General features: G+C 50.6%; 24 protein-coding genes and 1 tRNA gene. 7 read left to right on the plus strand and 18 right to left on the minus strand.

Annotated features, from left to right (window positions below; genetic code table 11):
- Positions 1 to 141: 141 nt before the first annotated feature.
- The 3 genes from WBJ47_RS12650 to WBJ47_RS12660 are packed head-to-tail and all read left to right on the plus strand — an operon-like array spanning position 142 to position 2,720.
- Positions 142 to 1,104, plus strand: coding sequence for a Bug family tripartite tricarboxylate transporter substrate binding protein (locus WBJ47_RS12650; RefSeq protein ID WP_422244379.1), 963 nt, complete (start codon positions 142 to 144; stop codon positions 1,102 to 1,104).
- A gap of 55 nt (positions 1,105 to 1,159) precedes the next feature.
- Positions 1,160 to 1,885, plus strand: a complete 726-nt coding sequence (locus WBJ47_RS12655) for a maleate cis-trans isomerase family protein (RefSeq protein ID WP_422244381.1) — start codon at positions 1,160 to 1,162, stop codon at positions 1,883 to 1,885.
- Positions 1,860 to 2,720 carry a M15 family metallopeptidase gene (locus WBJ47_RS12660; RefSeq protein ID WP_422244383.1) on the plus strand — a complete coding sequence of 287 codons (861 nt, stop codon included), beginning with the start codon at positions 1,860 to 1,862 and terminating at the stop codon, positions 2,718 to 2,720. The genes WBJ47_RS12655 and WBJ47_RS12660 overlap by 26 nt, the downstream gene beginning before the upstream one ends.
- Positions 2,721 to 2,744: 24 nt before the next feature.
- On the opposite strand, the gene WBJ47_RS12665 is transcribed toward WBJ47_RS12660, so the two are convergent.
- From WBJ47_RS12665 to WBJ47_RS12715, 11 genes are all read right to left on the minus strand, one after another.
- Positions 2,745 to 2,821 (minus strand) — tRNA-Val (locus WBJ47_RS12665).
- A 48-nt stretch (positions 2,822 to 2,869) separates the two neighbouring features.
- Positions 2,870 to 3,550, minus strand: coding sequence for a phosphoribosylanthranilate isomerase (locus tag WBJ47_RS12670; RefSeq protein WP_422244452.1), 681 nt, complete (start codon positions 3,548 to 3,550; stop codon positions 2,870 to 2,872).
- 10 nt (positions 3,551 to 3,560) lie between these two features.
- Positions 3,561 to 4,349, minus strand: coding sequence for a tRNA pseudouridine(38-40) synthase TruA (truA, locus tag WBJ47_RS12675; RefSeq protein WP_422244454.1), 789 nt, complete (start codon positions 4,347 to 4,349; stop codon positions 3,561 to 3,563).
- A 79-nt stretch (positions 4,350 to 4,428) separates the two neighbouring features.
- Positions 4,429 to 5,859 carry a type IV pilus assembly protein FimV gene (locus tag WBJ47_RS12680; RefSeq protein WP_422244385.1) on the minus strand — a complete coding sequence of 477 codons (1,431 nt, stop codon included), beginning with the start codon at positions 5,857 to 5,859 and terminating at the stop codon, positions 4,429 to 4,431.
- 17 nt (positions 5,860 to 5,876) lie between these two features.
- On the minus strand, positions 5,877 to 7,004 hold the full coding sequence (gene asd / locus WBJ47_RS12685; RefSeq protein ID WP_422244387.1) for an aspartate-semialdehyde dehydrogenase: 1,128 nt from the start codon (positions 7,002 to 7,004) through the stop codon (positions 5,877 to 5,879).
- A gap of 77 nt (positions 7,005 to 7,081) precedes the next feature.
- Positions 7,082 to 8,158 (minus strand): 3-isopropylmalate dehydrogenase, encoded by a 1,077-nt coding sequence (gene leuB / locus WBJ47_RS12690; protein WP_422244389.1) that lies wholly within the window; start codon positions 8,156 to 8,158, stop codon positions 7,082 to 7,084.
- A gap of 54 nt (positions 8,159 to 8,212) precedes the next feature.
- Positions 8,213 to 8,869, minus strand: a complete 657-nt coding sequence (gene leuD, locus WBJ47_RS12695) for a 3-isopropylmalate dehydratase small subunit (protein ID WP_422244391.1) — start codon at positions 8,867 to 8,869, stop codon at positions 8,213 to 8,215.
- Positions 8,870 to 8,875: 6 nt separating this feature from the next.
- Positions 8,876 to 10,279: a 3-isopropylmalate dehydratase large subunit gene (gene leuC, locus WBJ47_RS12700; protein ID WP_422244393.1), complete on the minus strand. Its 1,404-nt coding sequence runs from the start codon at positions 10,277 to 10,279 to the stop codon at positions 8,876 to 8,878.
- 65 nt (positions 10,280 to 10,344) lie between these two features.
- The gene (gene aroC / locus WBJ47_RS12705; protein ID WP_422244395.1) at positions 10,345 to 11,421 is read right to left on the minus strand and encodes a chorismate synthase; all 1,077 of its coding nucleotides are present in this window, start codon (positions 11,419 to 11,421) and stop codon (positions 10,345 to 10,347) included.
- Between the two features lie 64 nt (positions 11,422 to 11,485).
- Positions 11,486 to 13,063, minus strand: coding sequence for a protein adenylyltransferase SelO (locus WBJ47_RS12710; protein ID WP_422244397.1), 1,578 nt, complete (start codon positions 13,061 to 13,063; stop codon positions 11,486 to 11,488).
- Complete coding sequence (locus WBJ47_RS12715; protein ID WP_422244399.1) at positions 13,060 to 13,512, minus strand: DUF2069 domain-containing protein; 453 nt, start codon at positions 13,510 to 13,512, stop codon at positions 13,060 to 13,062. Before WBJ47_RS12715 ends, WBJ47_RS12710 begins: the two co-directional genes overlap by 4 nt.
- A 78-nt stretch (positions 13,513 to 13,590) precedes the next feature.
- Here WBJ47_RS12715 and WBJ47_RS12720 point away from each other — a divergent pair, with 78 nt between their 5' ends.
- Both WBJ47_RS12720 and WBJ47_RS12725 read left to right on the plus strand, forming a co-directional pair.
- On the plus strand, positions 13,591 to 14,901 hold the full coding sequence (locus tag WBJ47_RS12720; protein ID WP_422244401.1) for a YihY family inner membrane protein: 1,311 nt from the start codon (positions 13,591 to 13,593) through the stop codon (positions 14,899 to 14,901).
- A complete protein-coding gene (locus WBJ47_RS12725) occupies positions 14,885 to 15,346 on the plus strand; it encodes a CBS domain-containing protein (RefSeq protein ID WP_422244403.1) in 462 nt (153 codons plus the stop codon). Before WBJ47_RS12720 ends, WBJ47_RS12725 begins: the two co-directional genes overlap by 17 nt.
- Positions 15,347 to 15,382: 36 nt before the next feature.
- On the opposite strand, the gene dusA is transcribed toward WBJ47_RS12725, so the two are convergent.
- On the minus strand, positions 15,383 to 16,378 hold the full coding sequence (gene dusA / locus WBJ47_RS12730; protein WP_422244405.1) for a tRNA dihydrouridine(20/20a) synthase DusA: 996 nt from the start codon (positions 16,376 to 16,378) through the stop codon (positions 15,383 to 15,385).
- Between the two features lie 151 nt (positions 16,379 to 16,529).
- Here dusA and WBJ47_RS12735 point away from each other — a divergent pair, with 151 nt between their 5' ends.
- Together WBJ47_RS12735 and WBJ47_RS12740 are read left to right on the plus strand one after the other, a co-directional pair.
- Entirely contained in the window at positions 16,530 to 17,507 is a 978-nt protein-coding gene (locus WBJ47_RS12735) for a homoserine kinase (RefSeq protein WP_422244407.1), read from the plus strand.
- A complete protein-coding gene (locus WBJ47_RS12740; RefSeq protein ID WP_422244409.1) occupies positions 17,507 to 18,301 on the plus strand; it encodes a BPSS1780 family membrane protein in 795 nt (264 codons plus the stop codon). The genes WBJ47_RS12735 and WBJ47_RS12740 overlap by 1 nt, the downstream gene beginning before the upstream one ends.
- On the opposite strand, the gene WBJ47_RS12745 is transcribed toward WBJ47_RS12740, so the two are convergent.
- The 6 genes from WBJ47_RS12745 to cpaB are packed head-to-tail and all read right to left on the minus strand — an operon-like array spanning position 18,241 to position 24,045.
- The gene (locus WBJ47_RS12745; protein WP_422244411.1) at positions 18,241 to 18,558 is read right to left on the minus strand and encodes a DUF192 domain-containing protein; all 318 of its coding nucleotides are present in this window, start codon (positions 18,556 to 18,558) and stop codon (positions 18,241 to 18,243) included. The two genes, WBJ47_RS12740 and WBJ47_RS12745, sit on opposite strands and share 61 nt — an antisense overlap.
- Complete coding sequence (locus tag WBJ47_RS12750; protein ID WP_424585628.1) at positions 18,555 to 19,451, minus strand: type II secretion system F family protein; 897 nt, start codon at positions 19,449 to 19,451, stop codon at positions 18,555 to 18,557. Before WBJ47_RS12750 ends, WBJ47_RS12745 begins: the two co-directional genes overlap by 4 nt.
- Positions 19,452 to 19,482: 31 nt before the next feature.
- A complete protein-coding gene (locus tag WBJ47_RS12755; RefSeq protein ID WP_422244417.1) occupies positions 19,483 to 20,328 on the minus strand; it encodes a type II secretion system F family protein in 846 nt (281 codons plus the stop codon).
- Positions 20,325 to 21,944: an ATPase, T2SS/T4P/T4SS family gene (locus WBJ47_RS12760; protein ID WP_422244419.1), complete on the minus strand. Its 1,620-nt coding sequence runs from the start codon at positions 21,942 to 21,944 to the stop codon at positions 20,325 to 20,327. Before WBJ47_RS12760 ends, WBJ47_RS12755 begins: the two co-directional genes overlap by 4 nt.
- Positions 21,941 to 23,242, minus strand: coding sequence for a type II and III secretion system protein family protein (locus WBJ47_RS12765; RefSeq protein ID WP_422244421.1), 1,302 nt, complete (start codon positions 23,240 to 23,242; stop codon positions 21,941 to 21,943). The genes WBJ47_RS12760 and WBJ47_RS12765 overlap by 4 nt, the downstream gene beginning before the upstream one ends.
- The gene (gene cpaB, locus WBJ47_RS12770) at positions 23,239 to 24,045 is read right to left on the minus strand and encodes a Flp pilus assembly protein CpaB (RefSeq protein ID WP_422244423.1); all 807 of its coding nucleotides are present in this window, start codon (positions 24,043 to 24,045) and stop codon (positions 23,239 to 23,241) included. The genes WBJ47_RS12765 and cpaB overlap by 4 nt, the downstream gene beginning before the upstream one ends.
- Positions 24,046 to 24,070: the final 25 nt, after the last annotated feature.

The raw sequence follows: 24,070 nt of genomic DNA on the forward strand, positions 1-24,070 counted from the left end.
CAAAACGACAATCTCAAAGTTTACCATTGCGAACACTGGGCTTTGGGTCAAAAATGCCTTGGCTTGGCGACCTTTCGCGATTGGCCTCTGTTCTGCTATTGTTGTTTGACAAGAATTTCAATGACAACAAGAGACAAACCAATGAAAAGCATCTTCAAGATAGTTGCGCGTTCGCTCGCATGCGTGTCCATTTTATTGCCGCTCACTCCCCAAGCGCAGACCTACCCCACACGTCCAATCACCATCGTCGTGCCCTACGGTCCTGGAAGCGGAAACGACATGATTGCGCGCGAAGTTGCTCAGCAACTGACGCAAATCATGAAAACAACTGTTCTCGTCGAAAATAAAGCAGGCGCAACGGGCAATATCGCAACAGACTACGTTGCGCAGGCCAAGCCAGATGGCTATACGATTTTTTTGACGAGTACGAGCAGCATCATTAATCAGGTCACGAACCCTAGTGTTAAAACAGACTTATCAAAAGACTTTGAGTCTATTGCTTTTGCAGCCAGTTTGCCTTACGTGGTCGCCGTTCCACCTGGCCTTGCTGCTCGGACCCTGAGCGACGTCGTCAAACTCGCAAAGGCCTCACCCGGCAAATTGAATTACAACGGTCCCACAGGAAGCGTTTCAGACTATCTCGGGACAAAGCTTAAGGCCTCGAACAATCTCGACATGGTCATGATTCCTTACAAAAGCACCTCAGACGCACAGGTTGACGTCCTCGCTGGACGTATCCAAGTCTGGTTCACACCCGCGGCTTCCGCTGTCGGCTTGGCAAAGGGTGACAAAATTCGCGTGATCGCCGTCACAGGAGATAAGCGCCTAGCAGCACTGCCAGATGTGCCTACGGTCAAAGAGGCCGGCATCCCAGGCATGTTTACTGAGGTTTCATTCTTTTTTGTGGCACCCGCAGGTACGCCTAAAGCCATTGTCGAAAAACTGAGTCAAAGTATCGATATCGCATTACAAAGCAAAGATGTTGAAAACAAATTTGCCAATATGTCTGTTCAGGTTAAAAAAGGCACCCCTTCTGAAGTCAACGGTCACATCAAAGCCGAAATGACAAAGTGGTCAGAAATTGCGCGTGGTGTTTCAAAATAACTAAACTTCACGTCACATCTCAGCATATTTATTCAATACAAATCTAGGAAAAAACATGGACGGATGGCGTGCTCGAATAGGATTTTTGTTACCCCCTGGAAATCCAAACGTAGAGCCAGAGTTATTTTCTTTAAAACCAGCAGGAGTTTCTGTGCATTTTGGCCGAATGATTGCACGCGGAACACCCGGCGCGCATGATGGCCAAGATCAACGCACACGCTCGCAGCTCGATCATATTGACGAGCCTACCGAGATGTTGGCCCACATCCGTCCGCAAGTGATCGCCTTGGCGCATACCGCGTCAAGTTACATGTTGGGCCGTGAAGGCGAAGCAGCACTCACGGCAAGACTCGAGCAGCAATACAACGTTCGGTTTACCTCAGCCTTTAAAAGTGTCATCGTCGCGATGAGCCACTTAGGTGTGACCAACGTTGCATTGGCGACACCCTATGCAGAGGCCCAAACGCTCGCAGGTAAAGGCGCGCTTGAAAGCTATGGTTTAAATGTTGTAAACGTCAAACGACTTGAAAATGTTCGAAACATTTACGAAGAAACGCCAGAGCGCGCCTATGCTTTGGCGAAAGCAGCCAACACACCTGAGGCTGAAGTCATCTTTTTAAGTGGCGTGGGTATGCCTACCATTGAAGTATTGGATGCACTTGAAAGGGATCTTCGTAAACCAGTCATATCAAGCGTGGCTGCCATGATGTGGCATTGCTTAAAAATTGCAGGGGTTGAACCACTGGTTCCAGGGTATGGCAGACTGCTTGGTGGAAATTAAAACAGGCGTACTAAGAGGCGTGCTGCGAGGCGCCCTCTTACTCTGCGCCATGTTAGTGCTGCTGCAACATTCAGTTTTTGCCGCTGAAGCCACTCGACAACTGATGTGCCTTGCCAAATCATATCCTGACCACTTGGCTCAGCCGACGAGCGAGGATGCCATCTATTCCCATGCAGGACAGCGTTATCCATTTGACCCAAATTCTACTTACAGGGATTTTGAAGACGAACTTGATCGCGCCGACCTCTACAGTCAATTGCGCCAAGCCTATCAAACCGGGCCCTTAACAAGCTCGCCACAACGAAATGAAGACCCGGGACGCCTTCGTCATACGCCTCTTTTCTTGGATATGTACGGCAAATCACCCGCGGAAGTTGCCAGCAGACTCGTCACGATTAATTGGGCACCGTGCGATTGCAAGCTTCAGTTTTCAAGTGTGAATGGTGCAGCCAAGGCACTTGAAGCTGTGGGCACAGAAATTGCACGTGCGGGGCTCTCGCCTCTCGTCTCTGAAAGTATTGGGACGTTTAATTGGAGAAAAATAGCCGGGACTCAGCGCTTGAGTATGCATGCCTTTGGCATTGCCATCGATTTCAAGCTCCCTCACCGACTCGGTCGCTACTGGAGATGGGATGGCGCGTATACAAACCAAAACAAAGTCTTTCCGGAAGACATTCTGCGTGATCAAGATTTCAATCGTGTCGTGAGTATTTTTGAATCACACGGCTTTGTATGGGGCGGAAAATGGTGGCATTACGACAGCATTCATTTTGAATATCGGCCAGAGTTGGCCTTGAGGGAATGCGGCATTGCTAACAATGCAAACCGAAAATAAAAAATGCCCCTGAAGAGGGGCACTTGGTAGGCGGTACTGGAATCGAACCAGCGACCTCCACGATGTCAACGTGGCGCTCTAACCAGCTGAGCTAACCGCCTGTAAAGAAAATGATTATATCGGTTTTATGTAGCGGATGTCAAAAGCACTCATTGATCCGCACTTTTAACAGCCGACACAAATGCAGCGATCAGTGATGGGGACTTAAGGCCTGGGCCTTCTTCGACACCGCTACTCACATCGACCGCCCAAGGACGGAGTTGACGAACAGGCGACAAGAGGGTTTGCGCGTTGAGCCCGCCAGAGAGAATAATGGGCGCACGTTGCCCAGTCTCTAGGGCAAGCAGATCCGATAGCATTGCATGATCAAAGGTGTGGCCACTACCACCATAAGCCGGCGTATAGCTATCAAACAACCAAGCACGCGCTGACGCAAACTGCTGACAAGACTCCTTTAGGCTTTGGGCGGAATCCATGCCAGGCGCACCTACGCGAAAAGCCTTGATATAAGGTGTTTCAAACGAAGCACAAAACTCTGGAGTCTCTTCACCGTGAAACTGTAGCAACGTTGGTCGCATTGTTTCAATCACCTTCTGAACAAACTGTGGCTCGGGATTGACGAAAAGCGCGACCGAACTCACAAAAGCGGGAAGATTTCCTACTAACTCAGCCGCTCGTTCAGGCGAAACAAAACGCTTGCTCGAGGGGTGAAAAACAAAACCCACAGCATCCGCGCCTGCATTGACAGCACACAGCAGGTCTTCATGACGCGTAATTCCACAAATTTTGATTCTCGTGCGCATCGTTTTACCCTTTTGATTGTTGCTTATGAGACATATTTCAGCATGTCCCAAGAAAATCTAAACCTACCGTATCCGTTGTCACCACGGGTAACGAGTATCCAGGATACGTGACATCCGTCAAATACAAGCCATCAGGAGAAAAAGTCGGTGCACCCTGTGTACGATCACGCGCCTCAAGAACCTTTGCAACGAAGTCTACAGGCTCTCGCCCTTGACCCACCTGAACAAGTGCACCCATAATATTGCGAACCATATGGTGCAGAAAGGCATTGGCACGCAGTTGAACAACTATGCGAGGCCCCTGCTGAGCGATGTCTAGTTGATGGAGTGTTCGCACTGGTGACTTGGCCTGACACTGTGAAGACCTAAAGCTACTAAAGTCATGTTCGCCCAGCAAGGATTGCGCAGCGTTACGCATCGCCTCAACATTGAGCGGTTGAAACACCCACCCTGCCCGGCCTTGCCACAAAGGATGACGCACACGGGTATTGAGGATCACGTAGGTGTATGCACGAGCCGTCGCTGAAAAACGCGCATGAAACTCAGCAGGTACGACTTGAGACCATTGCACAGAAATAGAATCAGGCAGATGGGCATTCGTGCCGCGCACCCAAGACTCAGACGTTCGATGAACATCCGTATCAAGATGTACCACTTGGTTGAGTCCGTGCACTCCGGTGTCAGTGCGTCCTGCACAAACTGTACTGACAGGTGCGCCCACGAAAGCTTGAAGTGCGCGTTCTAGCGCGTCTTGAACAGTCTGCCCATGGGGTTGTTTTTGCCAACCTTGCCAGGGTCGACCATCATAAGCAATGCCGAGTGCAATCCTATTTAAAGCAACGCCACTCGTTGAGGACTGAGCAAAGTCACCCTCTAGTGACTCTGCTGAGGCCGAAATACGTGAATCAGACACCTGTTTTACTGGATCCAGCCGTATTCGACGGCTTGTCATCTGCTGATAAATTTAGATCAATCGACTGAAGCTTTTGATCAAAGTCCGAAGCAACTGCAGCATTGGAATGGGGAGCTTGATCTAACGCCTCACCACGAGCTTGCCGACCCGCTCGTTTTAATAGGAAGGCAATGATCAGTGCCAGCAAAGCAGAAATACCCAGAACAAACCCAAGAACATGGTCTGAGGCATATTGCTTTAATTTAGCCATCCCTGTTTTTACTTCGCTAGAAGCCACTTTGCCGACGTCAGCTTTGGATCCACCGGCGGATGAACCTTCAACTCCCTGAGTCCCCAAAGTTGTCGAAGCTCCGGTGGCTCCGGTGGATCCGGTCGCTCCGGTCGCTCCAGTTGCTCCGGTCGCTCCAGATGATCCAGCTGGGCCTGAAGCCCCTGTTGCACCGGCAGAGCTAGCAGCAGCCTGACTTTTCTGAAGCGCCTCTTTTAATTCCTCAACGTTTTTCTGCAAAGACTCCACTTGAGACTGCATTTCTCGCAGTTCGTTTGCGCTCGCGACTTTGGCATCCGCTTGTTGATCCGCAGGATTAGTCGAAGCAAGTCTGACCTGATCACCTGTAGGAGCTGTTTCAGAGGCTGGAGGAGGACTCGTCACGGCGCCAGTTTGCGCACTCGGAGTTGTGACAGTCGGCACTCCACCGCCAGCTTGACCTGAGCCTCGACGCGCTCTAAAGGCTTGATCATGCTTGGCAAACATCGAACGCGCATACTTGGCATCGACCGCACGCATCGTCGCTGCATCTGGAATCGTGAGAGATGAACCTGCACGAAGCAAGTTCATATTGTCGGCAATAAAGGCTTGACGATTCGCCTCGTAAATTGACCACATCACCTGATAGATGTCTGCACCGCTGACAGCTTTTTCCAAGGCGATCGCATACAAGGTATCCCCTTTGACTACGCGAACCGAATCTGAAGCTTTAGGAGATGACTCGCTAGACAACACTAAGTAACTGGACTGAATCGACGTCGTCCCAGAAGCCGTTGTCAGTCGAATCAACACATCAATGACCGGACGGTTGACCGCTTGAGTGGAGCGCATCACAAGGTTACGCGAGGTCGCATTCACCCCAGGCTCGATCGTGACAGATAAAGAATCAATTGACGCAGGAAGAGTCAAACCTGCTTGTGCCCATGCCGCAGACTCAGCCACTGAAGCGCTTAATACTTTGAGATCGTCCGGAGTCAGTCCATTCATCGGCACGGAAACCTGAAGCGGTGTGCCGGCAACCGAGATGACGCGACCATGTCCTGGTTGAGCAGCCTGGGTCACATTGAGCCCCGCGAACGACAGCCCCAGATAAAGCATCAACGAGGTGGCAGTGCGCCGCAACAAAATACCAGAGCTGTTCAATTGCCGTGCCATATAGAATTTTCCTTGACTTAGAGCTCGCCGAGCGTAATACGCAACATGCGACGCAGAGGCTCTGCAGCGCCCCACAGTAATTGATCGCCGATCGTAAAGGCGCCAAGGTACTCAGGCCCCATAGAAAGCTTTCTCATCCGTCCGACAGGAATATCCAACGTGCCGGTCACGGATACTGGTGACAAGGCACGCAGTGTGTCCTCTTTGGTGTTTGGGACAAACTTGGCCCAAGCAGAACCTTGCGAAATGATCTCTGCGATCTCGTCCATCGGCACATCACGCTTGAGTTTGATGGTGAGCGCCTGACTGTGGCAACGCATCGCTCCAATTCTCACGCACAAACCATCAATCGGGATTGGTGTAGAACCAAAACCTTCGCCGCGGCCAAGGATTTTATTCGTTTCAGCCTCGCCCTTCCATTCTTCGCGGGACATTCCGTTGCCGAGGTCTTTGTCGATCCAAGGAATCAGATTGCCTGCAAGCGGGATACCAAAATGCTCGGTTGGTAACTGTCCTGACTGTTGAGTCGCCAACACTTTCCGATCAATTTCTAAAATAGCAGAAGCAGGATCAGCGAGCTCAGCCTGGACAGCTGCGTTTAGCAAACCAAATTGGGTCAACAACTCGCGCATGTGTTGCGCACCGCCACCCGAGGCTGCCTGGTAAGTCATACTAGTCATCCAGTCAATCCAGTCATGCTTGAACAGACCAGCCAGACCCATCATCATGCAGCTCACGGTGCAATTGCCACCAATGTAATCACGCACGCCACGCTGCAAGCCCGCATCAATCACATCACGGTTAACGGGGTCGAGGACAATAATGGCATCGTTTTTCATGCGCAAGGTGCTGGCGGCATCAATCCAGATTCCCGTCCATCCTGCTGCACGCAGTTTAGGATAAACCTCGCTCGTGTAATCGCCGCCTTGGGCGGTCACAATAATAGGTAATTTTTTAAGGGCTTCGATATCGAACGCATTTTGGAGGGCGGTTGAACCGGCCCACTCAGGTGCGCGACCTCCGGCATTGCTGGTGGAGAAAAAAACGGGATCAATCAGATCAAAATCACCCTCATCACGCATCCGCTGCATGAGAACAGATCCAACCATACCGCGCCAACCTACTAATCCGACCGATTTTTTCATTTCAACAAAACCACAATGAGGTATTAGATATTTGATATTTTAGCCCAGCGCCAAAAGGCGACTGGGCGGGATTGCCATTAGGCCAAGGCTTTCAACACAGCGTCACCCATGGCAGCGGTACCGACCTTGGTGGTGCCCGGCTCATAAATGTCAGCAGTACGGAGCCCTTGCTGCAACACCTTTTGCACGGCCTGCTCAATACGATCGGCAATCGCTGCGCTGTCCAGAGAATAACGAAGCATCATGGCGGCAGACAAAATCGTCGCAAGCGGATTGGCAATGCCTTGACCTGCGATGTCTGGTGCAGAGCCGTGGCTGGGTTCATACAAACCTTGACCAGAGGCGTTTAATGAGGCCGAAGGCAACATGCCGATTGAGCCCGTCAGCATCGCTGCTTCGTCAGACAAAATATCACCGAACAAGTTGCCGGTGACGATCACGTCAAACTCACGCGGCGCGCGCACTAACTGCATGGCAGCATTATCAACATACATATGCGTCAACGCGACATCTGGATATTCTTTGGCCACATCAATCACGATGTCACGCCAGAGCTGTGAAGTCTCGAGCACGTTGGCCTTGTCGACGCTACACAATTTCCCTTTGCGCTTTTGGGCTGCCTGGAAACCAATATGTGCAATACGTCGAATCTCAGGCTCGGCATAACGCATCGTGTCAAAACCCTCACGGGATCCTGCATAAGGGCCATCCGTCGCAGTACGGATACCGCGTGGTGTACCAAAATAGATATCACCTGTCAGCTCGCGCAAAATCAAAATATCCAATCCGGATACGATTTCAGGCTTGAGTGAGGAGGCATTGGCCAGCTCTGGATACAAAATGGCGGGACGTAAGTTTGCAAACAAGCCAAGCGCTTTACGCAGTCCTAAAATGGCTTGCTCAGGACGATGCTCGCGAGGCAGCTTGTCGTATTTCCAATCGCCCACTGCACCAAACAAAATCGCATTGGACTCTTGAGCAAGTTTGAGTGTTGCGGGTGGCAAGGGATGGCCATGCAAATCATAAGCTGTGCCGCCCACTGGCGCATGGTTGATCTCTAACTCTGGAGCCACTGTACTCAGCACGCGTACAGCCTGCTCAATAATTTCTGAACCGATGCCATCACCGGGTAAGACTGCGATTTTTTTTGTCATGTTTGACTCATCTAAAAAATAATGGGCCGGCGAACCGGCCCGATATAAAGTGATTTATCTCGCGCCAATAGGCACTACATCCAGCCAAGGATGACGGGCAAGACGCTCATTTTCGTAATTGCGAATTTTGTCCGCGTGACGCAAGGTCAAGCCGATTTCATCCAAACCGTTGAGCAGGCAGTATTTGCGATGCGCGGTGATGTCGAAATGCATCTCGCGACCGTCTGGTGCAATCACCAACTGCTTTTCGAGATCAATCGTCAGCTTGTAGCCCACAAAGCCACGGACCTCATCAAACAGCCGCGAAACTTCGAGCTCAGTCAGGACGATTGGCAAAAAGCCAGTCTTGTAACTGTTGTTAAAAAAGATGTCAGCAAAAGACGGGGCGATCACGGCACGGAAGCCATACTGCGCAAGTGCCCAAGGCGCGTGCTCGCGGCTGGAGCCGCAGCCAAAGTTTTTGCGACCCAACAAAATCGAAGCATTCTGATAGCGGGAATGATTCAGGATGAAATCGGGATTGAGCGGGCGCTTGGAATTATCCATGCCAGGCTCACCGTGATCCAAATAACGAATCTCATCAAAGAGATTCGGGCCAAAGCCAGAACGCTTGATAGACTTGAGAAACTGCTTGGGAATAATCAGGTCTGTATCGACGTTTTCGCGATCGAGTGGAGCGACCAGTCCTTGGTGTGTTGTAAATGCGTCCATGTCTGCTTACCGGAAGTTACGTACGTCGACAAAATGACCAGCGATCGCAGCAGCTGCTGCCATGGCTGGGCTCACAAGATGGGTTCTACCACCCTGCCCTTGACGACCTTCAAAGTTACGATTTGATGTCGAGGCACAACGTTCTTGGGGTTCGAGTCGATCGGCATTCATCGCCAAACACATCGAACAGCCTGGCTCACGCCACTCAAAACCCGCTTCGATAAAGATTTTGTCGAGACCTTCGCGCTCAGCTTGGGCTTTAACGAGCCCAGAACCTGCTACGACCATTGCCTGACGAACGTTGCTCGCCACGCGCTTGCCGCGAGCAACCACCGCAGCAGCACGCAAGTCCTCAATGCGTGAATTGGTACAAGAGCCGATAAACACGCGATCAATTTTGATATCCTGAATCGCAGTATTGGGCTTGAGACCCATGTATTCAAGGGCGCGCTCCATGCCGCTGCGACGGGCTTCATCCTTTTCGCGCTCTGGATCCGGTACCCGACCAGTCACAGGCAAGACCATCTCGGGGGAAGTCCCCCAGGTGACCTGAGGAACGATCTGACGCGCATCGATTTCTACGACACGATCAAAATGCGCACCTTCGTCTGAGTGCAGGGTTTTCCAATACGCGACCGCTTGATCCCAAAGCGCACCGCTCGGTGCGAAGGGACGGCCTACAAAATAATCAATCGTCTTTTGATCAACGGCCACCATGCCAGAACGGGCACCCGCCTCGATCGACATATTGCACAGCGTCATGCGACCTTCGATCGACAAATCACGAATGGCACTGCCTGCAAACTCAATGGCGTGCGCAGTACCACCAGCGGTGCCGATCACACCGATGATGTGCAAAATAATATCTTTAGCAGTACAGCCTGCGGGTAACGCACCCTCAACACGTACCAGCATGTTTTTATTTTTCTTGGCTTGCAGCGTTTGCGTCGCCATCACGTGCTCGACTTCGGAGGTACCAATACCGAACGCCAACGCAGCCATTGCGCCATGCGTGCTGGTGTGGGAGTCACCACACACAACGGTCATGCCTGGCAATGTCGCGCCTTGCTCAGGGCCGATCACATGCACGATGCCTTGACGCAAGTCGTTCATGCGAAACTCAATCACCTGATGCTTTTCACAGTTGGCGTCAAGAGTATCGACCTGAAGCTTTGAAATAGGATCTGTAATACCTTGGGCCCGATCAGTTGTCGGTACGTTATGGTCTGCCACAGCCAAGTTAGCATTGAGGCGCCAAAGCTTGCGGCCGGCCAAATCGAGACCCTCGAAGGCCTGAGGACTGGTCACCTCATGCAACAGGTGACGATCGATGTAAAGAATAGCGGTGCCATCTGATTCTTCGTGAACCACATGGGCATCCCATAACTTGTCGTATAAGGTTTTTTTCATAACGCTGTCTCTGCCACACTCATTGGATAGGTTTAGCTCTTGATTATGCCATAGCAGGCCTGTCACTAGCCTTTGCTGGGTGCGTCTCCACACTGGGCACGATGGCGCAGGGCATGGTCCGCCAGAATGATCGCGAGCAGTGACTCGGCGATGGGCGTCGCACGAATTCCGACACATGGATCATGGCGACCCAAGGTCTGTACGGAAACAGGATTGCCGGCTCGATCGACCGACCGGCGCTCGATCCGAATGCTGGAAGTTGGTTTAATTGCCAAACTGACAGTGATTGGCTGCCCCGTTGAAATACCCCCCAACACGCCACCGGCATGATTGGTCAAAAACCCCTCAGGGGTGATTTCGTCGCCATGCTCGGAGCCGCGTTGCACAATACTGTGAAATCCAGCACCAATTTCAACGCCTTTGACGGCATTGAGGCCCATCATGGCATGAGCAATATCCGCATCCAGGCGGTCGTAAATAGGCTCGCCCCAACCCGCAGGCAACCCCTCGGCGACAACTTCGATGCGCGCACCGGCTGAATCGCCGTCTTTACGCAATTGATCCATATAAGACTCAAGCTGAGCCACGATATCCGGATCCGCCGAGTAAAAAGGATTGTTGGGGACATGTTCCCAGCTTTTGAACGGCATGGGTATTGGACCGAGCTGGCTCATGTAGCCGCGCACGGTGATGCCGTATTGCTCAGACAGCCATTTTTTGGCAATCGCACCGGCTGCCACTGTAGGAGCCGTCAGTCTGGCCGAAGAGCGACCGCCACCACGGGGGTCTCGTATGCCGTATTTTTTGAAGTAGGCATAATCAGCGTGCCCCGGACGAAAAGTGTCCGAAATAGCGCTGTAATCTTTACTGCGAGCATCCACGTTTCGGATCAACAAGGCAATTGGTGTGCCTGTTGTCTTGCCCTCAAAAATGCCGGACAGTATTTCGACTTGGTCTGCCTCTTGGCGCTGCGTCACGTGACGCGAGGTTCCAGGACGACGTCGATCAAGCTCAAATTGAATATCCTGCTCGGACAACGACAGGCCTGGCGGGCAACCATCGACCACACAGCCGATCGCAGGTCCGTGAGATTCACCAAAATTGGTGACACAAAATAAAGTACCGAGAGTGTTGCCAGACATAGAAACGAACCGTCAAGGTTGGGCGTGCTCAAAGGGATACACGCAACAAAACGACATTATTGCACTAGGAAGAGCAACTGACTTCAATTTTGCTTGCCCAGTGCGGCGGCATCGCCGCGTAACGCTCCATACCGGCTTGGGCAGTAAAAGGGTCTCCAAGCAATGTCATCATTTCCCCTAGCTCGGTAAAGTTGCCGCGCTGCGTGGCCTCGATCACTTGTTGAGCTAAGTAATTACGTAAGACATACAAAGGATTGACGGCAAGCATGCCAGAAACTCGCTGCTGCCATGGGACAGACTCCAACGTCACTCGGTCTTGATAGCGGGCTAACCATGCTCCGGCAGCGTCCCTGTCTAGGAAGAGATCAATAAAAGGCCTTAACACACCAGATCCGTCACCCACTGTCCCGCCTAAGTCGTGGGACACCTGTGCCGCCGCAGCGTCAGTCAAGCCAGGTGCATAAGCGAGTTGACGAAACGTCATTGAAAAATCAGCATGACTCGATTGCATCACACTCCAGAGATCATCAATTAACGCCTCATCACCCGCCTGCCAAGTGCTTAGACCTAGCTTTTGACTCATGCGGGTTTGCATGGCTTGCAGAAAAGTCGGCTCAAACTGATCGAGCGCAGTCCTCAGCGCCTCAGCATCCGGCACGATGGAAAACAGACTGTTGGCTAACTGATACAGGTTCCAGTGCGCAACTGCGGGTTGCGCATGCCACGCATAGCGGCCGTTCGAATCGGTGTGATTACAGATGTGACGCGCATCAAAACCATCCATAAAGCCGTAGGGGCCATAGTCAAGCGTCAAGCCAAGAATCGACATATTGTCCGTATTCATGACACCGTGACAAAAGCCCACCACTTGCCAGCTCGCCATTAACTGGGCCGTCCTTTTCACCACGGCCTCCAAAAACATGACATAGCGCATGTCTGCTGAGTCTGGAACGCCTGATGAATTGTGCAGACACTCAGGATAAAAACGTTCAATGACATAGTCCGCGAGTTTACGAACTAAATCAGGCCTCTTGCGAGAGGCCCAGTGCTCGAACGATCCGAAACGCACAAAACTTGGCGCGACTCGAGCCACAACCGCCGCGGTTTCAACTGTTTCGCGCATCACAGGATCGTCGGCAGACACCAAGGATAGCGCTCGCGTGGTCGCGACGCCCAAGCCGTGCATGGCTTGGCTCGCTAGATATTCTCGCACTGAGGAGCGCAAGACAGCGCGCCCATCGCCCATCCGAGAATAAGGTGTCATGCCAGCCCCTTTGAGCTGAAGCTCCCAGTTTCCGGTTGGACTGACAATTTCGCCCAGCAAATGCGCTCGACCATCCCCGAGCTGTCCCGCCCACACTCCGAATTGGTGACCGCTGTAAACCGCAGCAAGAGTATCTCCGCCCGGCATCGGTGCAGCACCGCTCACTACGCTCAAAAATTCAGGCGACCTCTGCGCCTGCGCAGAAAATCCCAACAGGGCTGCCACGTCTTGATTCACGTGAACCAACCTTGGGTTTTTAAGTGGAGTGGTCGGTAAACGCGTAAAAAACTCTAACCCGAGAGCCGCAAAACTATTGTTGGTGCGAAGTGCGGTGAAACTGTCCGCGCCGTAACTACCTATATTGACCGGTGATGTCATGGCTGCTGCTGATCCGTAGAGTGGGCATGGGCTGTTGCCTCAACTTGTGTTTTGAGCTGTTTCGCAAAGCGCTTGGCAGGTCTGACGTAAAACAAGGCGGCAAAGAAAAATATTGAGGAAAGGACAATCTCAATCCAAGCCAGCGCAATTGAAGGACCTGGTGGGTCTGACATCACTCTGACGACTCCCTCCATCAAATACAACAACACGAGCATAGAAGCCCATTGAATCGTATACAAACTGCCCTTGGAAACACCACGAAAGGCAAAGGCCAGTGGAAGCGCTTTTAAAAACAATAACGTGCCGCCCGCCCGAAGTGGTGCAAGCCAAATTTCCCAAAGAATGCACAATACAAAGAGTGCAAGCAAGGAAAGCATTGCCGTTCGCTGCAATGCAACATTGAGGGTAGGTTGAACAGGTGCGGTGGGAGGGCTGATAATTGGCTTCATACTGCTATTATCGCTCGGGTAAGGGTAAACAATACAGTACCCCTACCTGCGTACGATTGGTACGAGGAGCTTTATTCAGTGAACACTCAACCGCCGCCAGTCACAAACAAGCATGCAAAGCTGACCGCTTGGCGAGAAATCATGCTGTCCAGCGCACAGAGGCTCAGTCAAGTTGATGCGTTTGATCTGGCTGGCAGCCTGACGTTCACAACTGTATTGGCGATTGTTCCATTATTAGCCGTCGCGCTCGCGCTTTTTACTGCCTTTCCTCAATTTCACGAATTCAGTGATGCTTTACAGGCTTTTTTAGCCAACAGCCTGATGCCACCAGTCGTCTCTGAAAACGTGATGACCTACCTCAACGATTTTGCCCAACAGGCGAGCCGACTGACTGCGATTGGTGGCAGCTTTTTAGTCATTACGGTGTTGTTACTGATCCTGTCTGTCGATAAAGCCCTAAATGAAATCTGGCGTGTCAGCAAACCACGCAGCGTGGGTCAACGGCTGCTTGTTTACTGGGCGCTTCTGACACTCGGTCCGCTCATGACAGGCGCCAGTCTATGGGCGACTGCGCTATTGGCACGTGAATCTTTTGGCGTGATCTCGCAAATACCTGACCTTTTAGAGATGACGTTAAAAGTATCTCCTTTTGTTGTCAGTGCCGCGGGATTTGCCGCGTTATTTATCATTGTCCCAAACGCACGCGTCGCGCCCCGAGATGCGGTCGCCGGGGGTCTATTAGTTGCAGCCTTGTTAGAAGTGATGAAAACAGGCTTTGCGTTTTATGTTTCTCAAATTTCAACTTACACCATGATTTATGGGGCGTTTGCTGCCCTCCCCGTTTTCTTAATATGGGTATATCTCTCCTGGCTCAGCATCTTGTTCGGAGCAATTGTTGCAGCCAACCTGCCTTATTTACGGCATGTTCGAATGCGTGGCTCCGCCCAGCCCGGTGACCGTCTGCAAGATGCACTGGCCACGCTCAGCTTGCTTGATCGCTCTCGTTCGCAAAAAACACCGGGTCTACGTATTAGAGACATCTCCGAAGCGCTGCAACTGACAGAAGATCAGGCTGCCTCAATCCTTGCCACATTGCAGGACTTAGGACTCATCGCCGCGGCACAAATCCGGCAGCGTGAACATTGGGTGCTGGTGTGTGATCCCAGCTCAACGAGTTTGACCCCCTTGTTAGCGCAGTTGTTTGTCAATCGCCACACCCTTCAACTTGATGAGCAACCTGCCCTCAAACACGCTTTATCAATCTATATTCAAGACAATCAAGATTCAATCTTGGGCGATGTGCTGTTGCAGAATGACAATACTGACAAGCTGAACGTACAATCTGTTCAAAGCAGCAAAAAGGAGACGCATCATGCTACAGGTCAGTGAAATTCTGCGGGTCAAGGGCAATACCCTCTTTACCGCTTCGCCCGAGACTTCTGTCATTCAAGCACTTGAGACCATGAGCGAGCAAGACATTGGGTCTTTAGTCATTATGGATCGAGGCAACCTGGCCGGCATGTTGACTTTCCGTGAGATTATTCGGCATGTCAACGGCAACCATGGTGCAGTGGGCTCTACCAGTATCCGTAGCATTATGGACGCCAAGCCCATCAGCGTTTCACCCGATACAGATGCCAACGAAGTACAGCGACTGATGCTTGAAAATCATTCCCGCTATATTCCAGTCATGGATGGAACGGTATTGATGGGTGTCATTTCTTTTTACGATATGGCCCAAGCCATCGTTGCGGCACAAAAATTTGAAAACTCCATGCTTAAAGCCTACATTCGCGACTGGCCAGAAGAAGACAATCAGCCCCCGAAGGCTTGAGCATTAGACTGAACGGCTGCGAATCACAAGTGGCATTCAGGTCTTGAAGGTATCAAGAGGCGCATAGCCACCAATTTCTGACCATGCCTGCCGAATGAGATTGGGATTATTCGCGTTTAACAGCTTGGAATCAGATAACATCCTTCGCCACAAGCGCGAGCGCGGTCTGCCGTTAAACAAGCCCAACAAGGGTCGCACCACAATACGCAAAGGGGTGTCGCGCTCAATTTGGCTCGCAGCGTAGGCGACTAGCTGATCAATGAGCGCAGCCTCTTGCATCACAGGTTCGTTCGGCCAGAAGGCTGCGGACAACTCGCTTAAGATGCCAGGGTTATGCCAAGGCGCACGACCAAGCATCACCCCATCAAAAGTCTCTAACGCCTGAGAACAGTCTTGTACACCCGACAGTCCTCCATTTAAAACGATGGTGGCCTCAGGAAAGTCCTGTTTTAACTTGGCGGCATCTGCATAGCGCAAAGGTGGAATATCGCGATTGTCCTTAGGGGTGAGACCCTTAAGAACCGCATTACGCGCATGCACGACAAAAATGCGACATCCCGTGTCGTAAATGGTGCCAACAAAGTCACGCACAAAACCGTAATCATCGTTGTAGTCCAAGCCTAATCGATGCTTAACCGTCACAGGGATGCTGACCACATCTTGCATTGCCTTGACACAATCCGCCACTAACCTTGGCTCAGCCATCAAGCAAGCCCCAAAAGCACCCTTTTGGACGCGTTCAGATGGGCAACCGCAATTGAGATTGATTTCGTCATAGCCCCACTGCGCACCGAGTCGGGCTGCTTGGCTCAGCGCCTCGGGTTCACTGCCTCCGAGCTGAAGGGCAACCGGATGCTCTTGCTCATTAAAGTCCAAATGCCTGTGAATATCGCCATGCGTCAGCGCGCCGGTCGTAATCATCTCTGTATAGAGACGCGCGTGCGGAGCAAGTAAACGGTGGAAAAACCGGCAATGTCGGTCGGTCACATCGATCATGGGGGCAACGCTTAACTTCCAGGACTGTTCTGGCATGGACATATATCTAATGGCTCAAAAACGTCCAAACCGGACTTTCACTATTTTATATGGCTTGGGATCAGCCAAATTGTGACACGCTTGGTTCTGAGGAAGGCAACCTTGCTAAAATCGTGACACCTTACGAAAAAAGCAACGTCCCACACCTATGGCAGTATTTACTCAAGTCAGCGAATTTGACGCCCGTACCTTGTTGGCTGATTACACCCTAGGCGACTTCATAGCCTTAAAGGGTATTGCTGCCGGGATTGAAAACAGCAATTTTTTCCTGACGACTACTCAGGGAGAGTTTGTGCTGACTGTTTTTGAGGTTCTCAAGGCCGAACAGTTACCGTTTTACATCGAGCTTATGCACCATCTTGCTGCAAAAGCGATTCCTGTTCCTCAGCCGCAAACGCGGAGAGATGGAAAAAGACTCTCTACCTTGCATGGCAAGCCTGCAGCCATTGTCTCAAAACTCCCGGGCAGCTACGAACCAAAGCCGAACCGCACACATTGCGCAATTGCGGGTGAAACACTCGCGAAAGCCCACTTGGCGGGGCTAGACTTTTCGATCCAGCAACCTAATTTACGTGGATTGCCTTGGTGGGAAACTACCGCGCCAACCGTCATGCCCTTTCTTGACCAGACTCTTGCCAAATTGTTGCAGGACACGCTCGTAGAGCAGCAAGGGCTGGCCAAGTCTGATGACTTCAAGTCACTGCCGCGCGGCCCCTCACATTGTGATCTCTTTCGCGATAACGTTTTATTTGCCGGCACACCCGATCATCCTGTCATGGGTGGATTCATAGACTTCTATTTTGCGGGCGTCGACACTTGGATTTTTGACGTTGCAGTGAGCGTCAATGATTGGTGTATCGACCATGCAAATGGAGTATTTCAACCTGAACTTCTTGAATCTTGGCTGGCGGCATACGCAAGCATTCGCCCTTTCACTGAAGCCGAAAGGCGTGTTTGGCCTGCCATGCTGCGGGGTGCAGCACTGCGCTTTTGGATTTCAAGACTGTATGATTTTTACTTACCCCGCCCTGCTCAAACGCTCAAGCCGCATGACCCAGGTCATTTTGAGCGCATACTGACTCAAAGAACAATTAGTGCCAGCATGGCACTTCCCAAGGATTCCTGATGCAAGCAGTTCCCTTACCTGCGCTGGCCGGCTGGATGTGGGTTCGAGACGGTTGGTCACTGTTTCGCAGCCAACCACTGGCCTTTTTTTCTTGGGCCATGTTTGTCAGCTTGATGCTGATGATTGCCACCATTACACCGCCAATTGGTCCGATTTTCTTTATCGTCTTGATGCCAACGGCAACGTTGCTTTCGCTCTCTGCCGGCCGGCATGCGAGCGCCGGACAACGGATTTTGCTTGGCACGTGGATTGAACCTTTACGTCAACCGTCCGTTTTTCGCCGCCTGCTCGCAATGGGTGGCCTATACGTTGCGTTTTGCTTATTGCTTGGATTGGCAGTTTTTATGCCGTTTTCAGGCGAAGTCACCGAAGCGCTCAAAAATGTTGAGCAAACAAACGACTTATTACCTTTGATGGAAGCCGTAAAAACGCCGATGCTCATTTTCGGTATTTTTTACGTCATCATGGCTGCAGTCTTTTGGTTTGCTCCGGCCCTTGTGGGCTGGCACGGTATCCGCATCACTCAGGCATTATTTTTTAGTTGGATTGCCTGTTGGCGCAATAAATGGGCGTTTTTAGTTTACGGGTTATGTTGGCTGGCTGTTTTCCTTGGGATCGATACATTGATCAGCTTGCTCGCACTCATGGGGCTCTCACCCAACACTGCAGCAACCATTCAAGTGCCAATCAACGTTGTTGCAACCTCAGTGCTGTACTGTAGTTTTTATACAAGCTACGTCGCAGTATTTAAAGACAATGAGCGTATGAGTGCCTCTGAAGTCGAGTCACAATGATCGCTTAGGATAGGTAACATCTCGCATACAGATTTTGCGCCGAGACAAAATACAATTCGATTTGGCGCAACATATGTCTTGACCTTCAAGATGACATTGTTTTGATCCAAAAAAAACACCGCAATTGAATATCTCATACCAAACGTATGAACGGACCAACACGGCTGTAACCACAGCACCTCTTCCGCCAATAATTTGGGTCGAATCAAAAGACCACCAGCTCGCTGCCACCAACGATTTGCTTTGAATACCTTCATGCTAGACCTAATAGCTGCACCATCACCGGGAATCCCAAAATGATGAAGGTGCAAGGAAAAATACAAAGAGCCATTGGAAAAAGCATTTTGACAGGAGCTTGCAACGCCTGCTTTTCAGCTTGCATCAAACGCTGTGCGCGTTGCTGATCGGCGTAAACTTGGATAATGCGCCCCAAACTAAAACCCATTGACTCACCATGAATGAGTGAAGAAATCAGTTGGCGTATGCTGGGAAGATTGAGACGCTGGCTGAGTTGACGCAATGCTTGAGCACGCGACTGCCCTGCCCGCAAATCAGTCAGCATTTTTGACCACTCTTGATGTAAAGCTCCCTCGTCAATATGCTCGAGTGCCAATTGAATAGAGGCTTGAAGATTCAGTCCAGCATCTAGACCAAGACCAACCATATCTAGAAAAAATGGAAACTGATGACTCATTCGACGTAAGCGAAACTGATGTCTGCGCTTGAGCCAAAAAATCGGACACCACCAACCCAACGCAGTACATGCACATAGAACAAAAAATGCCGACACTTTTAGATCGAGCAAGGAGTGATTCAACCACCAAACACTGATTATCAACGCCAGGAAAGCGAATAGGCATTGCAAACAATAAACTTGCACATACCCCCAAGAGGTTAAACCTGCGCGAGAGAGGTGCAAGGCGAGTCGCCTGCGCTGCCCCCAGGTCACAAAAGGCACCAAAGGACGTCCCAACCACGCGGTGATTCTCCAAAGAATGCGGTTTGCTTGTATGAATGATATAAACGTCAAATCCTTTGCAGATGCGCCTGAATCATGGTTTGATGACTGGCTCAGAAAAGGCTTAGAACGTTCGTGTAACCTGGCAGCCATCATCGCAGCAAAAATAGACAATAAAATCGCTGAGCCCATGGCACATCCAAGCGCTAGATATTCCATTGCGTTAAACCTCGATAGATAAGATTCGACGAAGCCACAAAATCCCCAAGCACTCCAATAGCAACACCCCCGCTAACAATATTTGCCCCGTTTGACTAAAAAACATTAACTCAACTGAAGCCGGATCAATCTGACTCAGTGCGAGCAATAACACCAGAGGTAATGCACCCATTACCCAAGCCTGCATTTTTCCTTGTGCAGTCAACATATTTATTTTTCCACTCACATGCTGACGTGCTCGTAAATTATTTGACAAACGCTCCAATAAATCTGCCAGTGATCCACCCGAGGCATTGCCAACGGCGAGCAAAGCGGTCACCAATTCAACACTCTCTGTCGGCATCCGTCGTTTGAGTTCAGCTAAGGCTTGGTTGAGTGGCAAGCCCATGCGGTGCTCTCGCATCACCAAACTGAGCTCCTGCGACATTGGTGTTGGTGCATCTTCAGCGAAATGTTTAAGTGCCGTTCCAATACTTGCACCCGAACGCAACGCACCAGCAATCGCGGCCAAGGCATCTGGCCATTGAGCATCAAAAAGACATAATCTTCTACGCAATGCAGTCTTTAACAGGACTCTAGGAAGCACAAGGATGAGAGCGCCCATGAGAACCGCAACAAGCACACTGCGGCTCAGCAACCATACGGAAAGCCCTGTCATTACTGCGATACTGCATAAAGCAGGCCATAAATGTGTCGTGTCAATAAAAACAAAAAGCTCCGACAAACTTGTTTGAGCATGTTGTTCAACAGAACTACGATATCGACCCCATGCAAAACCTGCTAAGTGCTGAATCAGCCAACAAGCGATCGCAATAGACAAGCAAGCAAAAAATAACCCAACATAAATCATGCTCGTGAAAACCAGTACTTTAAAGAGAATGGAACCTCATGCCCCCATTCTTCAAAACATTGAGGCATTAAGGTGCCTGGCATCGTCAGACCAGTTTGACGATCAAAACTTGCAAGAGTTTGCATTTGAATGCAACCTGACTCCATGCCAACAATCTCGGCCACAGCAGCAACCACGCGACGTCCGTCCGGCAACCGAGCTTGTTGCACAATAAGATTGATGGCAGAACTCATCTGCTCCCTGATTGCATGAAGTGGCAAACCGGCATTCGCAGAAAGGATCATCGTTTCAAGGCGTGACAATGCATCTCTAGCTGTGTTGGCGTGCATTGTCGTAAGAGAGCCCTCGTGGCCAGTATTCATTGCCGCTAGCATATCGAGCGCTTCAGGCCCACGAACCTCCCCAACAACAATACGATCAGGACGCATACGCAATGCGTTTCTCACAAGGTGTCGCAGGCTAACAGCCCCACGACCCTCGGCATTTTCAGGCCTTGCTTCGAGACACATCACATGAGGGTGATGAATGTGGAGTTCTGCAGAGTCTTCAATCGTGACGATGCGCTGATCGGACGGGACGCAATTGGCTAAAACATTTAACAAGGTCGTTTTACCCGAACCTGTTCCCCCAGACACCAGGATATTTTGACGCTTGATGATGCAAAGCTTTAAAAACTGAGCGAGCTCAACACACAAGGAGCCTTGGCTCACTAAGGCATCCAGATCAAGGCCTTTTTTGGAAAACTTACGAATAGTCATACTTGCGCCACGAATGGCAATAGGAGGAATGACTGCGTTGATTCTAGAGCCGTCGCGTAACCGGGCATCAACCATGGGGGACGCATCATCGAGTCGACGACCCAATGGAAAAACAATACGCTCGATCACACCACGCACGGCTTGCTCACCACTAAACTGACAACTACTTGATTCAAGACGCCCATGACGTTCAATGAAAATCTCGTCGAAGCGGTTGACCATAATTTCGGTGATATGCGGATCTGCCAACAATGACTCAAGCACACCTAAGCCAACCGCCTCATCCACAACAAGCTCAAGTAATTCCTGTCGCTGGTACTCACTTAAGTGACTCGCATGATCGTGAATCAAGCCCGACACGCACTGCATGGCCTGTTCTCTTAGGGCATATTCTGATAAGGCAGCGATATCATGGCGACGTAAATCAAACGCCTTGATCAAACCTGCGTGTAATTCGCGTCGAATATCACGATATGCAGCGGTAGAAAAATTGGAAATTTCTTTCTTGGTATCGTCTCCCACTGGATTGGCAAGTGGTGTCGACGTACAAAGTGAGGGCTCAGTATGGCGAATCACGGGAAACAACCTGATCATGCATGGACCGACAATAAACTCATCACTTTCCATCAATGGAGAATGAATAGAAAACTTTCGTCCGTTCACGCGCGTGCCATACAACGACTCCATGTCTTCAACTTGATAACCGTCCTGACTTTTTGTGACACGTAAATGACGTCGAGCGACACGCCAGTGTGAGACACGCGCCTCACATTCAATCCCTCTTCCCAACGTAAAAGGCACAGTCTTTTGCATGCGTTCACGACGACCGTCTTCATACACAATAAGCAAATCCATCATTCTTCTTGACTCCATTGGTCAATCGTTTGAGACTCATGCTTCGAAGATGTATCGCTCTCCCACTGCGAGTGTGTATCATCGCGCTGATGCCAGTTTGATGTGTGCGGACGATCATGGACCGGAGTATTGAGCCGAGCCTCTGTCCCGAAGGTTTGATCCAAAATGAAAGCAGCCTTTTCCGTTCGCTGAACCATACCCGGATGATCTGCATTCACTACGACAGGTGTCACAAAAATCGCAAGCTCAGTCTCTCTGTAATATTCGCGATTGACCCCAAAGAGACTGCCCACAAGAGGTATCTCAGAGAGACCCGGCACACCATCTCGGTCGCGCGAACGCTCGCGCGATAAAAAACCGCCCAATACCAATGTCTGACCCGAACGAACATTAAATTCTGTCGAGGTACGTCTAATTTTGAGTGCAGGTCCCGCAGAAGATGCGAGCGTCTGATCAACCGAACTCACTTCAATATCAATTTTTGATCGTACGGCATAATTTCGATCCACGTGAGGAGTGATATTGAGCGATACACCGTACTTTTTAAATGAGGTTGAGCTCTTGCCATCTTTGTCAGTGTTCGTATAGGGAACCTCACCACCTGCCTCAAAGCTTGCTGTCGCCCCACTACGGGCAAGCAACTGCGGTTGCGCCAAAATAGTCGCCTCACCCGCTTGAGCAAGTGCGCTAATTCGGGCGGACAGCAATCCATTCACCCCAGACAATCCTCCCGCACCACTCAGTGGCAAAGGTAAGCTGCTGTCCCAACGAATTCCGAGCTCTTGTATACGGACGGAGGGAATCTCAATCACCTGGACGTCTAGCAAGACCATTTTGTCCCAACCCACTTGACTCGTGAAATCTAATAACTCCGGATAACGCTGTGCAAGTCTTGAAATTTTTGCTTGATCTGCATCAGATAAATTTTCGCCTTCGACAATTAATTTGTCACCGACAACGGAACTTCTTGCCATCGGAACCGTTTTGAGAAGATTTTTAATTTCCTCTTGAACGCGAGAGAAACCCTCTGGGATAACCCTGACTTTATAGGAGAGGCGTGTCCCCTCGGAGCGCCAAACATCAAGCGTTGTTGTGCCTGATTTTTTTCCAAACACAACGATTTCATTTTGATTAATCACCGTTGCTTGCACGACTTCACCATTACCAATCGCCAGACGATCAACCTTAGAGATTTTTAATACCGTCGAAGATCCCACTTCAAGTGTTAAGTTATTCTGGCACCAACCTAAGATCGGTATACAAATCATGGTTAAAGCAATTCCGCACTTGAGGTGTTTCATCTTGTGCCTGCGGCAATCTGTTCTGAGGCTGGCTCATCACTCTCCGCGGACAGGCGATCACCGTACATGATCGGAATCATGCGTGAGACTGACGGAGTGGGTAAGCCGAGTATTGCTGCCAAGTCTCCCGCGGTAGATTGACCCGCCTGACTCACTGGCAACGACTGACTAGAGCTCAACACGGCACTAATTGAACCTGCCTCGCGAGCGGCAATCACTCTGACAGCATTCTCGTGTGAAACAGCGAGCGTGATGTTGGCATCCGAAACCGAAGTTGCGTCGTCCAAACGAGTATTGAGATCAGAAAAATGACCGGTTCCCAATACCTCTACGGACTGCAGCAAGACAGTCGTCAAGCGTTTACCTTGATGGTCGAGCGAAACAAACAGATCCACACGATCACCTGCACGAATTAAGCCTGAAGCCGCACTACTCGGATCGACCGTGACTGACACTGCCTTGAGACCAGGCTCTAGACGATTGGATACACCCGTTGCATCCAAGTTTTGTAAATGCATTTGCATGAACGGCTGGCCGGCACGCAAATCCGTTAGTAGTCGCTTTCCGACCAAAATATCACTTTGCTCTACAGTGAGTGCATGATCAGGCGCCCATTTCACAGGAAACTGTTCGACAACATAATCCGCCTCCTCAATGATTGTGTCTCGACTGAGATCTCTCGACGCCACAATTAAAGGTATTTGATCCAGTCGCGTGCGTGACTCGATTTCCTCAGTTTTTTCCTTCAAGTGCTGATCAAGGGCCCAGGCAGACACGCCACCAAGTGCGATTGATATCAACATTAATAACCACTTCACTTTTGCGTTT

The sequence above is a fragment of the Zwartia sp. genome (assembly GCF_049655405.1).
Lineage (GTDB): Bacteria > Pseudomonadota > Gammaproteobacteria > Burkholderiales > Burkholderiaceae_B > Zwartia.

What these genes read in the sequence shown, in the direction of transcription:
- WBJ47_RS12650 (WP_422244379.1), top strand. Translation starts at nt 142, where the DNA reads ATGAAAAGCATCTTCAAGATAGTTGCGCGTTCGCTCGCATGCGTGTCC.
- WBJ47_RS12655 (WP_422244381.1), top strand. Translation starts at nt 1,160, where the DNA reads ATGGACGGATGGCGTGCTCGAATAGGATTTTTGTTACCCCCTGGAAAT.
- WBJ47_RS12660 (WP_422244383.1), top strand. Translation starts at nt 1,860, where the DNA reads ATGGCAGACTGCTTGGTGGAAATTAAAACAGGCGTACTAAGAGGCGTG.
- WBJ47_RS12680 (WP_422244385.1), bottom strand. Translation starts at nt 5,859, where the DNA reads ATGGCACGGCAATTGAACAGCTCTGGTATTTTGTTGCGGCGCACTGCC.
- asd (WP_422244387.1), bottom strand. Translation starts at nt 7,004, where the DNA reads ATGAAAAAATCGGTCGGATTAGTAGGTTGGCGCGGTATGGTTGGATCT.
- leuB (WP_422244389.1), bottom strand. Translation starts at nt 8,158, where the DNA reads ATGACAAAAAAAATCGCAGTCTTACCCGGTGATGGCATCGGTTCAGAA.
- leuD (WP_422244391.1), bottom strand. Translation starts at nt 8,869, where the DNA reads ATGGACGCATTTACAACACACCAAGGACTGGTCGCTCCACTCGATCGC.
- leuC (WP_422244393.1), bottom strand. Translation starts at nt 10,279, where the DNA reads ATGAAAAAAACCTTATACGACAAGTTATGGGATGCCCATGTGGTTCAC.
- aroC (WP_422244395.1), bottom strand. Translation starts at nt 11,421, where the DNA reads ATGTCTGGCAACACTCTCGGTACTTTATTTTGTGTCACCAATTTTGGT.
- WBJ47_RS12710 (WP_422244397.1), bottom strand. Translation starts at nt 13,063, where the DNA reads ATGACATCACCGGTCAATATAGGTAGTTACGGCGCGGACAGTTTCACC.
- WBJ47_RS12715 (WP_422244399.1), bottom strand. Translation starts at nt 13,512, where the DNA reads ATGAAGCCAATTATCAGCCCTCCCACCGCACCTGTTCAACCTACCCTC.
- WBJ47_RS12725 (WP_422244403.1), top strand. Translation starts at nt 14,885, where the DNA reads ATGCTACAGGTCAGTGAAATTCTGCGGGTCAAGGGCAATACCCTCTTT.
- dusA (WP_422244405.1), bottom strand. Translation starts at nt 16,378, where the DNA reads ATGCCAGAACAGTCCTGGAAGTTAAGCGTTGCCCCCATGATCGATGTG.
- WBJ47_RS12735 (WP_422244407.1), top strand. Translation starts at nt 16,530, where the DNA reads ATGGCAGTATTTACTCAAGTCAGCGAATTTGACGCCCGTACCTTGTTG.
- WBJ47_RS12740 (WP_422244409.1), top strand. Translation starts at nt 17,507, where the DNA reads ATGCAAGCAGTTCCCTTACCTGCGCTGGCCGGCTGGATGTGGGTTCGA.
- WBJ47_RS12745 (WP_422244411.1), bottom strand. Translation starts at nt 18,558, where the DNA reads ATGAAGGTATTCAAAGCAAATCGTTGGTGGCAGCGAGCTGGTGGTCTT.
- WBJ47_RS12750 (WP_424585628.1), bottom strand. Translation starts at nt 19,451, where the DNA reads ATGGGCTCAGCGATTTTATTGTCTATTTTTGCTGCGATGATGGCTGCC.
- WBJ47_RS12755 (WP_422244417.1), bottom strand. Translation starts at nt 20,328, where the DNA reads ATGATTTATGTTGGGTTATTTTTTGCTTGCTTGTCTATTGCGATCGCT.
- WBJ47_RS12760 (WP_422244419.1), bottom strand. Translation starts at nt 21,944, where the DNA reads ATGATGGATTTGCTTATTGTGTATGAAGACGGTCGTCGTGAACGCATG.
- WBJ47_RS12765 (WP_422244421.1), bottom strand. Translation starts at nt 23,242, where the DNA reads ATGAAACACCTCAAGTGCGGAATTGCTTTAACCATGATTTGTATACCG.
- cpaB (WP_422244423.1), bottom strand. Translation starts at nt 24,045, where the DNA reads ATGTTGATATCAATCGCACTTGGTGGCGTGTCTGCCTGGGCCCTTGAT.